The 12,488-nt window shown below is 36.5% G+C and carries 10 protein-coding genes; 9 read left to right on the top strand and 1 reads right to left on the bottom strand.

Annotated elements, in window-relative coordinates; genetic code table 11:
- The first annotated feature begins 28 nt into the window (after positions 1–28).
- The 5 genes from LWE_RS12860 (at position 29) to LWE_RS12840 (ending at position 5,737) form a co-directional block, all read left to right on the top strand.
- Positions 29–682, top strand: a complete 654-nt coding sequence (locus LWE_RS12860; RefSeq protein ID WP_011703239.1) for a site-2 protease family protein — start codon at positions 29–31, stop codon at positions 680–682.
- Positions 683–759: 77 nt separating this feature from the next.
- Positions 760–1,209, top strand: coding sequence for a YwiB family protein (locus LWE_RS12855; protein ID WP_003723610.1), 450 nt, complete (start codon positions 760–762; stop codon positions 1,207–1,209).
- A complete protein-coding gene (argS, locus tag LWE_RS12850) occupies positions 1,206–2,876 on the top strand; it encodes an arginine--tRNA ligase (protein ID WP_011703238.1) in 1,671 nt (556 codons plus the stop codon). Before LWE_RS12855 ends, argS begins: the two co-directional genes overlap by 4 nt.
- 365 nt (positions 2,877–3,241) lie before the next feature.
- Complete coding sequence (rpoE, locus tag LWE_RS12845; protein WP_011703237.1) at positions 3,242–3,772, top strand: DNA-directed RNA polymerase subunit delta; 531 nt, start codon at positions 3,242–3,244, stop codon at positions 3,770–3,772.
- A 366-nt stretch (positions 3,773–4,138) separates the two neighbouring features.
- The gene (locus LWE_RS12840) at positions 4,139–5,737 is read left to right on the top strand and encodes a CTP synthase (protein WP_011703236.1); all 1,599 of its coding nucleotides are present in this window, start codon (positions 4,139–4,141) and stop codon (positions 5,735–5,737) included.
- A 52-nt stretch (positions 5,738–5,789) separates the two neighbouring features.
- Here the strand turns inward: LWE_RS12840 and LWE_RS12835 are convergent, their stop codons facing one another.
- A complete protein-coding gene (locus tag LWE_RS12835) occupies positions 5,790–7,604 on the bottom strand; it encodes a GW domain-containing glycosaminoglycan-binding protein (RefSeq protein ID WP_011703235.1) in 1,815 nt (604 codons plus the stop codon).
- A 316-nt stretch (positions 7,605–7,920) separates the two neighbouring features.
- Between LWE_RS12835 and LWE_RS12830 the strand changes: the two genes are divergently transcribed.
- The 4 genes from LWE_RS12830 (at position 7,921) to LWE_RS12815 (ending at position 12,487) form a co-directional block, all read left to right on the top strand.
- Positions 7,921–8,841, top strand: a complete 921-nt coding sequence (locus LWE_RS12830; protein WP_011703234.1) for a diacylglycerol kinase family lipid kinase — start codon at positions 7,921–7,923, stop codon at positions 8,839–8,841.
- Between the two features lie 167 nt (positions 8,842–9,008).
- The gene (fba, locus tag LWE_RS12825) at positions 9,009–9,863 is read left to right on the top strand and encodes a class II fructose-1,6-bisphosphate aldolase (RefSeq protein ID WP_003724024.1); all 855 of its coding nucleotides are present in this window, start codon (positions 9,009–9,011) and stop codon (positions 9,861–9,863) included.
- A gap of 322 nt (positions 9,864–10,185) precedes the next feature.
- Complete coding sequence (locus LWE_RS12820; protein ID WP_011703233.1) at positions 10,186–11,469, top strand: glycosyltransferase family 4 protein; 1,284 nt, start codon at positions 10,186–10,188, stop codon at positions 11,467–11,469.
- A complete protein-coding gene (locus LWE_RS12815) occupies positions 11,462–12,487 on the top strand; it encodes a glycosyltransferase family 4 protein (protein WP_041176381.1) in 1,026 nt (341 codons plus the stop codon). The genes LWE_RS12820 and LWE_RS12815 overlap by 8 nt, the downstream gene beginning before the upstream one ends.
- Position 12,488 lies beyond the last annotated feature (1 nt).

Raw genomic sequence — 12,488 nt, 5'->3', positions numbered from 1 at the left:
TACTCATTAAAAGATAAAGGAGGCTCCTATGCCTAGTTTTCTCGCTTATCCTTTGGAAATGATTCCATATGTTTTAGTTACGCTTTTAATTGCTTTTACTATTCATGAATGGGCGCACGCTTTAGTAGCACTTGCGTTCGGTGATGACACAGCTAAAAATCAAGGGCGGTTATCTTTAAATCCGCTTGTACATATTGATCTATTTGGAATGTTAATGATTTTGATTGCTGGCTTTGGCTGGGCTAAACCAACCCCTGTTAATCGATTTAAATTAAAGAAAAGACGGCTTGGTAGTGTACTTGTTTCGCTTGCAGGTCCAATCAGTAATTTACTTCTCGCCATTGTTGGTGTTGGATTATATGCACTTTTTCTGAATTATTCTTTTTTCACATATGGTTCCATAACAGAAACATTTTTAATGATTTTTGTTGAACTAAATCTAGTTTTATTTGTATTTAATTTAATTCCTATCCCACCACTAGATGGTTATCAAATATTAGTAGAGTTTCTACCAATGTCTGCTAGAGTTAAACTTGAGCCAGTAGAACGTTATGCAATGCTTATTTTTCTTATTATTGCTTTAACACCAATTTCAAATTTCACCATCCAACCAATTTTTGATACGGTTATTCCGTTCGTTTTTAAAATAATATTATCGATTTTCGGTTTAACTCCATTTTAACCTGTTGCTTTTCATGCTATTTTTCACTATAATATAATGCGTCTATTCTTCTGACCGGAAAGGGGTAAATAAGCGATATGACAGCCAATCAAATGGAACGAAAAAAAGTAACTATTCATATCACCAATGTCATCCGTCAGATGGATGCAGAAGAGAAATCCGATATGTCCGTTTCGGGTGTTTTTTACCGCGATAAAGGCAATCGATATCTGCATTATGAGGAAAAACAATTAGCTGGAACGATTCGTACGGTTCTAAAAATTGCTGACAACGAGCTACTTTTAATGAGAAGTGGTGCCGTAAATATGAGAATGCACTTTTTCCGAGATAATAGGAGAAGTACAGCGTCTGTTGATTCAGGAGCAGGTAAATTACAATTAGAATCAGAATTAGTATCAATGGAAGAACTATATGAAAATAAGCCAGATGTATTAAGCGAAGTAGCATTTCAATATGATTTGCTAAGTCACGGTGAATATATTGGCTCGTATACTGTTTTAATGAAAATAGAGGAGGACGCAGAATGAATGTCATGCAAGAGAACCAAATAAAACTAATTGAACATATCAAACAAGCAGTGGTTCAAGCAGTTGGATTACCAGAAGTGGAAGTACCAGAAATCTTACTCGAAGTACCAAAAGATAAAAAGCATGGAGATTATTCAACTAATATCGCGATGCAGCTTGCTAGAGTAGCTAAGAAAGCTCCTCGTCAAATTGCCGAAAGTATCGTTCCAGAACTAAAAAAAGATAACAAATTAATTAAAGAAGTGGAAATCGCTGGACCTGGTTTTATTAATTTTTATTTAGATAATGCTTATTTAACCGAATTAGTTCCAGTTATTCTGACAGAAGATCACAAATACGGAGAGTCGGATTTTGGTAAAGGAGAAAAATTCCAAATTGAATTTGTTTCTGCAAATCCGACTGGTGACTTGCATTTAGGACATGCCCGGGGAGCTGCAATTGGAGATTCACTTGCAAACATTATGAAAATGGCTGGATTTGATGTTTCAAGAGAGTATTATATTAATGATGCCGGAAATCAAATTAATAATTTAGTTCTTTCAGCAGAAGCGCGCTATTTTGAAGCATTAGGCTTAGAATCTGAATTTCCAGAAGATGGTTACCGAGGTGCTGATATTATTTCACTCGGTAAAGACTTAGCTGCTAAATATGGTGATAAATATGTAAACACTAGTGAAGAAGAGCGTCGTTCAGTTTTTCGTGTAGATGCATTAGCTTTTGAAACTGGAAAATTACGTGCGGATTTAGAAGAATTCCGTGTTTCTTTTGATGAATGGTTTTCAGAAACATCTTTATATGAAGAAAACAAAGTATTACCTGCGTTAGAACGTTTACGCGAAAATGGCTATATTTATGAACAAGATGGTGCGACTTGGTTAAGAACAACTGATTTTGAAGATGATAAGGACCGGGTTTTAATCAAATCAGACGGTAGTTACACGTATTTCTTACCAGATATCGCTTACCATTTAAACAAATTAGAGCGTGGATTTGATGTGTTAATTGATATTTGGGGAGCGGATCACCATGGTTATATTCCGCGGATGCGTGCTGCAATTGAAGCACTTGGCTATTCGCCCAATCAACTAGAAGTAGAAATCATTCAATTAGTTCACTTATTTGAAGATGGTGTTCAAGTTAAAATGAGTAAACGTACTGGTAAATCTGTTACAATGCGTGACTTAATTGAAGAAGTTGGCCTTGACGCGACAAGATATTTCTTTGCAATGCGTAGTTCTGACACACATATGAATTTTGATATGAGCTTGGCCAAATCAACTTCTAATGATAATCCAGTTTATTATGTACAATATGCGCATGCAAGAATTTCGAGTATTTTACGTTCTGGTAAAGAACAAGGTTTAGAAGTGACAAAAGACGCGGACATGAGTCTTTTACAAACAGAAGCAGAATATGATTTATTAAAAGTTTTAGGTGAGTTTGCAGATGTCGTTGCAGAAGCTGCTGCAAAAAGAGCGCCACACCGCATTGTTCGGTACTTAAACGATTTAGCAACTGCATTTCACCGTTTTTATAATAGTAATAAAGTACTCGATATGGATAATTTAGAAGTAACACAAGCAAGACTTTCACTCATCAAGACAGCACAAATTACCCTTAGAAATGGTTTGACACTTCTAGGTGTATCAGCGCCAGAAAAAATGTGATATCCTAAATTTATAGGTTACTCGTTGACGTCATAGCCAAAATGTACTAAAGTTAATAGAAACATAGGTAATTGAAAAAACGGGGAGAGCATATGATGAAGCGATTAATAATTTTGGCGCTGCTTTTCGTGTTTCTGTGCGTCGCAATCTATATTCTCTACGACTTTCAACTTGGATCAATCCCAATTCTTTTAATGGCCATCCTATTCTTTTACATCGGATATAAAATAGTCAAGAAGAATTGATGTAATTAAGAAAATTTAGGTTGTACTTGCCAGAAATAACATGTAAAATAGTGAAGTTGGGCTGAACGAATAAATAACAGCTAAATAATTTGGAATTATGATAGAAAGGGCGTGCCAGTTTTGGATTTAAAGAACTTAACGCAAGAAGAACGTAGTGAGCTATCTTTAATTGATGTTGCACATTTTATTTTGGAACAGCGGAAAGAAACAATTCTTTTCCCTGAATTAGTGAAAGAGATTCAAGCGTTCCTAGGTTTGAAAGATGCAGAAATAAGGGAGCGTCTTGTTCAATTTTATACAGATATGAATATTGATGGTAACTTTATTTCGCTAGGAAATAACATGTGGGGACTTCGTGCTTGGTATCCAATGGATGCAATTGATGAAGAAGTTCAAACACAAACAACACCGAAGAAAAAACGTAAATCAGATGATGATGACGACGAAGAAATTCTGGATGATGATGTGGACTATGATGATGAAGAAATCGTAGAAGAACTTGGTGAAGAAGAAATCACTCTTGCGGATGTCTTACTTGATGAAGACGAAGATGAGGATGATCATTTACCAGACGGAATCGAAGGCGATTTAGCAACTGTAGAAGATGATTATACTGATGGCGATTATACAGAAGACCCAGAAGATAAATAATAACTAAATGTTAATCAGATAAATGCACCTATTTTGTAGGAATGTGTCTATCTGATTTTTTTTAGCTTCCTTCATGGATTGATGGCGTTTTCAAAAAATAAAGGCTTGACTTATCACGCTATCATTAGTAGTATTTTATTTGGGCTCCCTTTTATAGGGACGGATATTTATGAGAATCAGCGCTCCCTTACTTTTATGAAGTAGGCGGAGTGTTTTTTATTTTGGTTTACAAAATACTTGAAATTGTGATTGGTGCATGAGAGAGATAATCACAATATTGTTTTATCTGGCAATTTCCCACCCCAGCAGGAAAATCGTCAGAACCCTGCAAGTTTTTCATTTCAGGAAGGAGTAGATTTTTTTAACATGACAAAGTATATTTTCGTTACAGGTGGCGTAGTTTCGTCAATCGGAAAAGGAATCACAGCAGCATCACTCGGACGTTTGCTGAAAAATCGTGGACTTAGTGTAACTATTCAAAAGTTTGATCCATACATCAATGTGGATCCAGGAACTATGAGTCCATACCAACACGGGGAAGTTTATGTGACGGATGACGGCGCAGAAACAGACTTGGACCTTGGCCATTACGAACGTTTTATCGATATTAACTTGAATAAATACAGTAACGTTACAACTGGTAAAGTTTACTCAGAAGTTATTAAAAAAGAACGTCGCGGGGATTACTTAGGTGGAACGGTGCAAGTTATTCCGCATATTACAAACGAATTAAAAGATCGTGTTTTCCGTGCAGCTCGCATGACTAATTCAGATATCATTATCACGGAAATTGGTGGAACAGTTGGGGACATCGAATCCTTACCGTTCCTAGAAGCTATTCGTCAAATTAAAGGGGATGTTGGTGCGGAAAACGTACTTTATATCCATACAACTTTAATTCCATACATCAAAGCAGCTGGCGAAATGAAAACTAAACCCACACAACATAGTGTTAAAGAGCTTCGTAGTTTAGGAATTCAGCCAAACATTATTGTTGTTCGTACAGAGCAACCAGTTTCACAAGAAATGAAAGATAAGATTGCGCTATTTTGTGATATTAAAGCTTCTGAGGTTATTGAATCTCGTGATGAAGAAACACTTTATAACGTACCACTTTCTTTACAAAAACAAAAAATGGATGATATCGTCTTAGAACACTTGCAACTAGAAGCACCACAAGCCGAAATGACTGATTGGAAAAACTTAGTACATCGCGTGAAAAACCTTTCCAAAAAAGTTCGTATCGGTTTAGTTGGTAAATATGTTTCCTTGCAAGATGCTTACCTTTCTGTAGCAGAAGCACTTCGTCATGCAGGATATGACCATGATGCAGAAATCGAAATTGACTGGATTGATTCTGAAAAAGTAACAAAAGAAAATGTTGCTGAAATCATGAAAGACGTGGATGGAATACTAGTTCCTGGTGGCTTTGGAGATCGTGCTATTGAAGGTAAAATTGCCGCTATCGAATATGCGCGCGTAAATAAAGTTCCTTACTTTGGTATTTGTTTAGGTATGCAACTAGCAACTGTTGAATTTGCTCGTAACGTACTTGGACTTGAAGGAGCGCATTCTGCAGAAATCGAACCAGAAACAAACCATAATATCATTGATTTATTACCAGAACAAAAAAATATCGAAAACATGGGTGGGACGCTTCGTTTAGGCTTGTATCCAGCGCGTATCAAGCAAGGAACAAAAACAGAGGCTGCATATGGCAAAACCCTTGTAGAAGAGCGTCACCGTCATCGTTATGAGTTTAATAACGAATACAGAGAACAAATGGAAGAAGCTGGCATGATTGTTTCCGCAACAAGCCCAGATGGACGTCTAGTTGAAGTGGTAGAATTAACTGACCATCCTTGGTTTGTCGCATGTCAATATCACCCAGAATTCATTTCTCGTCCTAACCGTCCACAAAGCTTGTTTAAAGACTTTGTTGGTGCAGCTTTGGATAATAAATAAAACTACAAAAAAGACCGCTTAGCCAATCTTGGGCTATGCGGTCTTTTTTACTTTATTTGCTAGTACTAAGGTTTGCCGCTTTCGTCCACCCGATAAAGGTAGAACTTGTTTTTATTCGGTACCATAGTTGTCCTTCAATAGTAGCTTGTCTATCAACTGTTAACTTTTGATTTTTGTAAGTGGATAAAGTGCCCCATTTAACCGCTGAATCCGCGACAGGAACTTTATAGTAAGCTTCGTTGGCTTTGTTGGCAAGTACATAACGTGTTAAATTGGCCGGTTTTTCCATGCTCTGCTTATAAAACGTATTCAGAGCGCGGGTATCGACCCATCCGATTGTTTTACCATCAATGCTAAACTGATACCAAGTGGTTATTGGTGTTTTGGCTTCGCGTAAGATACGCATATTTTTGCCGACATATACAGAAAGTGGGTTAACGCCTTTAGCTCCTTCTGTTTTGTATGGTTTCGTCCAAACAGCATTTCCGGGAGCAGTTTTTACTCGTGCATAAGCGGTAACGCCTTTATCGTATTCGATTTTATCGACTGGAGAAACAGTTGTTAAATTGGCTGCTTTCGTCCATCCGATGAAGGTAGAACTTGTTTTTATTCGGTACCATAGTTGTCCTTCAATAGTAGCTTGTCTATCAACTGTTAACTTTTGATTTTTGTAAGTGGATAAAGTGCCCCATTTGACCGCTGAATCCGCGACAGGAACTTTATAGTAAGCTTCGTTGGCTTTGTTGGCAAGTACATAACGTGTTAAATTGGCCGGTTTTTCCATGCTCTGCTTATAAAATGTATCCAGAGCGCGAGTATCGACCCATCCGATTGTTTTACCATCAATGCTAAACTGATACCAAGTAGTTATTGGTGTTTTAGCTTCACGTAAGATACGCATATTTTTGCCGACATATACAGAAAGTGGATTAATGCCTTTAGCGCCTTCTGTTTTGTATGGTTTCGTCCAAACAGCATTTCCGGGAGCAGTTTTTACTCGTGCATAAGCGGTAACGCCTTTATCATATTCGATTTTATCATAAGTCACTTTACTAGATTGAATTGCCTTATACTTTTCATTAACTAAAGTAACAAAACTATTAAAATTATAACCCCATTGGTTGAAATAGCCTACGGGATCGGTGTGAGTGGTTCCACCTAAATAACGAGTTACGGCATCATGTGACCAGACAGTCCCTTTACCATCACTATGTGCGCTGTCTACTGGGAGCTTGTATTGATCTAAAAGATACGCGGTATAATAAGCATAGTTATTTATAGAACGGGAAAATTCATCAAAAGTTTTGGAGCGCACTAGTTCGACTTGGATAAAACGAGCATTGGCATATTGACCGGCTCCCCAGACACCATTTTCAGTAGGATGAATTTGAATAATACGAGATTTATCTACAAATGCATGAACAAAAGCGTTATTGTAGTTCGTACTCATATAGTTAATTTCACCTGTAATAGTGGAAGAATTATTAGCTGTTTCATGGATAACAATTCCCTCTGGTTTGCCGTAACCATTCCGATAGTTAAACTTGGGAAATTGACTTTTTAATTGTTTTTCAATGGAAGCGGTAGAAAATTTGTTTGTTTTAATATAAGAATTGACGTCAGGATATCCTGCTGCTCGTAGTAAAGGTACTTCCTTCAGTACGCTATTAGTTTCATCTTCAAAGCCATCGTGTTCTTCCGTCGCAGTCCCGTCTCTAATACCTTTTGGGATATAAATAGATTGATCGTCTACTTTTTGTACTGTATCAATGGAAGCAGCACTTGCATTTTCTGTAATCATGGTAGCGGAGGCGCCAATAAAAGCAAGGCTTGCAAAAACAACCGCCGATTTTACTAATTTTTTCAAAGTTTTAATCCTCTCCTAACTACATTACTTATTATAAGAAATAAAGTAATTCTTATACTAATTATGACAACACGTTAGGTTGTAGTCAATGGGAATTGGCAACAATGAACCTATTTACGCATGTTTTTTAATGCAAAAGCAATAAAATTTCAATATGGTATCCCAAAATGTAACTTTGATGCGCATCAAGCGTGTGATTTGTAATAGGTAAAAAGCCCTCTCAATCAACTTAGTCACTCTTTCAGTCAAACAAGTTGACATCTGTGGGACGAAATAGGACACTAAACAATATCTATAGGAAAGAGGGAACGGTAATTTGCAGAAGAAAGCAATGATAATATACAATCCGGCAGCTGGAAAAAATAAGTTCAGAAAATTACTTCCGGATGCAGAAAAAATTTTAACAGAAGCAGATTTTGAAGTAACTTTAGTGCCTTCTACACCCGTACCGAAAAGTACTACAGCGATTGCTAAACATGCAGCAGAAAATGGGTTTGATATTGTGATTGCAGCAGGCGGAGATGGGACTGTGAATGAAGTGGTTAACGGTTTAATGCAAGTTGAAAATCCGCCGAAATTAGGTATTTTACCAGTTGGAACGACAAATGATTATGCTAGAGCTTTAAATTGTGCCAAAAATCCACTTGAAGCATTGCACATTATTGCTAAACAAGAAACTGTTCGGGTGGACATTGGGAAAGCTAATGAAACCGAATTTTTTATTAATAATGCAGCCGGTGGGAAAATAACCGAAATAACTTATGCCGTCAAAGAATCCATGAAATCTAAATGGGGTAGATTAGCTTATCTTTTTAGCGGCTTAACAATGCTTCCCAATTTATCGCCAATTCAAGTGGAAATTACATACAATGATAAGATTTTTAGCGGAGAAATCCTGCTGTTTTTTGTAAATAAATCAAACTCGATAGGAGGAATGGAAACATTATGTCCTCCAGCTGAACTAAATAGTGGCATGTTTGAATTACTCATTTTAAAGAAAGTATCTCCTAAAAAATTATTCCAATTATTCGCTTCAATAAAGAAAGGTACACACTTAAATAGTCCGTATGTCATTCACACACGTACCAATAAGGTCACTATCAAAAGTGAAGCAGATTTAAATGTAAGTTATGATGGTGTTTACGGCGGAAAAGCACCATACACAATTGAAGTAATACCAGAGGCACTAGAAGTATTTGCGGATAAAAATAGGATTTCAGCCCGCCTTAGAGGCTAAAGCGTTTACACCAGAAAATTTTCTTGTTTTTATGGTAAATTCATCACAAATCTGTTATCATAGGTTTGTTAGGGGAAAATAGCTGCCACTATTTTTCACGGCGGAAATTCAAATCTTAGGGGAAATCAAAATGGTTTTCCTAAATTCCTGAGGGAGGAAATTGTATTATGCCTATCGTTAACATGACAGACATGCTGAAAAAAGCATTAGCTGGAAAATATGCTGTTGGTCAATTCAACATCAACAACCTTGAATGGACTCAAGCTATTTTGAAAGCTGCAGAAGCAGAAAAAGCACCAGTTATTTTAGGAGTTTCTGAAGGAGCTGCTAAATACATGGGAGGATTCAAAACAGTTGTAAAAATGACTGAAGGACTTGTAGAAGACCTGAAAATCACTGTACCTGTTGCGATTCACCTTGATCATGGTTCAAGCTTTGATTCTTGTAAAGCGGCTATCGATGCAGGATTCTCTTCTGTAATGATCGACGGTTCTCACCACCCAATCGACGAAAATATTGCAATGACTAAACAAGTTGTTGATTATGCGCATGCTAAAGGCGTATCTGTAGAAGCGGAAATTGGAACTGTTGGTGGAGACGAAGACGGAGTTACTGGTGGAATCAACTATGCTGATCCACAAGAATGTTTACGTGTTGTTAAAGAAGCTAACATTGATGCACTTGCTGCAGCGTTAGGTTCTGTTCACGGTCCTTACCACGGCGAACCTGTTCTTGGTTTTGACGAAATGAAAGAAATCTCCGAACTTACAGGTGCTCCACTTGTACTTCACGGTGGTTCTGGAATTCCTGAACACCAAATCAAAAAAGCAATTGAACTAGGTCATAGCAAAATCAACGTTAACACTGAATGCCAAATCGTTTGGACTGCAGCTGTTCGCGAAAAATTAGCTACAGATGACAAAGTTTATGATCCACGTAAAGTAATCGGCCCTGGTGTGGACGCGATTATCAAAACTGTTACAGAAAAAATTCAAGAGTTTGGTTCTAACGGTAAAGCGTAAGACGAACTTTATGATGATATAAAAGATAACTGGTTAGAATCACTCGCTGATTTTGCCAGTTATTTTTTGTGTTAAGCTTTAATACTTATAGAAGGAAATTAATTATCGTTATCAAGGCGAATATGGTATGATAACAATAGCTTTTGTTTAAAAATAGTAAAAATATTAAATTTCCCGATTAAAAATCATGCCTCAGGCGCATGTTTTATTTATATAAATCAGACATAATGTAATGGAATATATAATACGTATGACTAGAGTTATGCTATAATAATATACTAAATGATGAATGAACCAACGAGGAAGAGAGTAGGCGATAGCAATGAATATAGGGATTTTTACGGATACCTACAGTCCGCAAATCAGCGGTGTAGCTACATCGATAATGATTATGGAAAACGAATTAAAAAAACAAGGACACACTGTATATATTTTTACAACCACCGATCCTAATGCTGATAGAAAAAGCGAAGAGGGACGTGTATTTCGTTTGCCTAGTATTCCGTTTATCTTTTTTCCAGAACGTCGCGTAGCATTTGCAGGAATGAATAAGTTTATTAAGTTAGTGGGGCGTTTGAATCTTGATATTATACATACGCATACTGAGTTTTCACTTGGACTTTTAGGCAAGCGAATTGCTAAGAAATATAATATCCCATCTATCCACACTTACCACACAATGTATGTTGATTACTTACATTATATTGCGAAAGGAAAAATTTTAACGCCTTCAATGGTTGGAAAAATGACTAAATCATTTTGTGATAGTTACGATGCAATCATTACTCCAACAGCAAAAGTAAGGCATCATTTGGAGGAGCAAGGTATCCATAAATTAATGTATACTATTCCAACAGGTACTGATATTTCTTCTTTTGCCCCGGTTGAAAAACAGCGAATTATAGATTTAAAGAAATCGCTAGGAATTGGAATGAATGACGCGGTAATCCTTTCATTAGGTAGAATTGCACAAGAAAAAAATATAGATGCGATTATTCATGCGATGCCAGAAGTTATACAAGCTACCCCTAATGCGAAATTGGTGATTGTAGGGGATGGCCCAGTTCGTCGAGACTTAGAAAAATTAGTAGAAGCTAAACAATTAAAAAATAATGTTATTTTCACAGGCGCGGTTGATTGGGAAAATATTAGCTTATATTACCAATTAGGAGATCTATTTGTTAGTGCTTCAACAACTGAAACACAAGGATTGACTTATGCAGAGGCGATGGCGGCTTCATTACCAGTTGTTGCAAAGCGCGATGAAAGTATCGAAGGATTTTTAACTGATAAAGAAACGGCTTTTCTTTTCGATAAAGATGTTGAGCTCGCAGGACTTTTAATTCAAATACTTTCTGACAAAAATACAGCTACCCTTGTAGCATCAAATGGAAGAGTGAAAGTAGAATCAATTTCTGCAGATCAATTTGGTCTTAATATTGAATCAACATATAATGAAGTGTGTGAAATTTACCGAGTAAAGCGACAAAATGGCACTATTAAAACAAAGCCGACTTTGATAAAAAGTAAAATAGCTTCTCAAGTATTTTCTTTATCATCTTCAGCGCACGTTCACAGGAAAGAGAGGTCGTCGCGGCGTGATTAAGTTGACAATGCTATCTTCAGCAGAAAAAGTAAAAGGTCAAGGTGTAGCATCTGCTTACCGCGAACTTGTGAACTTGCTGGAAGAAAGATATAAAAATGAGATTGATATGAAGATTAATAGTTTTAAGAAATCGGATATCACACATTACCATACTGTTGATTTCCGTTTTTTTCTTTCGACTTTTTTTAAGAAAAAACGAGGAGTCCGCGTGGGTTATGTACATTTTTTGCCAGAGACGATGGAAGGTAGTTTGAAATTACCTTGGATAGCTCGGATTGTTTTCTATAAATATCTGATTGGCTTTTATAAGCGAATGGATGAGATTGTAGTTGTAAATCCATCGTTTATACCAAAACTAACAGCTTATAATATTCCGGAAGAGAAAATTCATTATATACCTAACTTTGTTTCTAAAAAAAGTTTTTATCCTATTTCAAAAGAAGAAAAAAATCTTGCTCGGAAAAAATATGGAATTCCATTAGATAAGTTCACTGTTATAGGAATTGGTCAGGTGCAACATCGCAAAGGAGTTCTTGATTTTATTGAAGTAGCTAAACAACTTCCTAATGTTCAATTCATTTGGGCAGGTGGATTTTCTTTTGGCAAAATTACTTCTGGTTATGAGGAATTGAAGAAAATCTATGATAATCCACCAGATAACGTAAAATTCATTGGGATTATTGATCGTTCAGAGATGAATGCTTGTATCAATATGGCGGATGTGTTCTTTATGCCATCTTATAATGAGTTGTTTCCAATGGCGATTTTAGAAGCGATGAGTTCCGATGTTCCGATAGTGCTTCGTAATTTGGAGCTTTATGAAGAAATTTTAGTTGGATATTATGTGAAAGAAGTGGATAATCCTGGTTTTATTCAGGCTATCAGACATTTGGAGGAAGATTCTAATTATTATGATGAAATGCTTCAAGCGGCTAAGCGAGGTGCAGCATATTATTCAGAGGATCGTTTAGCTGAGATATGGCTTGATTTTTATCAAGGGTTATTAATGAAGGAGTGAA

The organism is Listeria welshimeri serovar 6b str. SLCC5334 (assembly GCF_000060285.1).
Taxonomy (GTDB): Bacteria; Bacillota; Bacilli; order Lactobacillales; family Listeriaceae; genus Listeria; species Listeria welshimeri.
The sequence above is the reverse complement of the archived record's forward strand: the minus strand, read 5'-3'. Positions and strand labels throughout refer to the sequence as shown.

Coding starts and splice junctions, on each gene's coding strand:
- LWE_RS12860 (WP_011703239.1), top strand. CDS start 29: ATGCCTAGTTTTCTCGCTTATCCTTTGGAAATGATTCCATATGTTTTA.
- LWE_RS12855 (WP_003723610.1), top strand. CDS start 760: ATGACAGCCAATCAAATGGAACGAAAAAAAGTAACTATTCATATCACC.
- argS (WP_011703238.1), top strand. CDS start 1,206: ATGAATGTCATGCAAGAGAACCAAATAAAACTAATTGAACATATCAAA.
- LWE_RS12840 (WP_011703236.1), top strand. CDS start 4,139: ATGACAAAGTATATTTTCGTTACAGGTGGCGTAGTTTCGTCAATCGGA.
- fba (WP_003724024.1), top strand. CDS start 9,009: ATGCCTATCGTTAACATGACAGACATGCTGAAAAAAGCATTAGCTGGA.
- LWE_RS12820 (WP_011703233.1), top strand. CDS start 10,186: ATGAATATAGGGATTTTTACGGATACCTACAGTCCGCAAATCAGCGGT.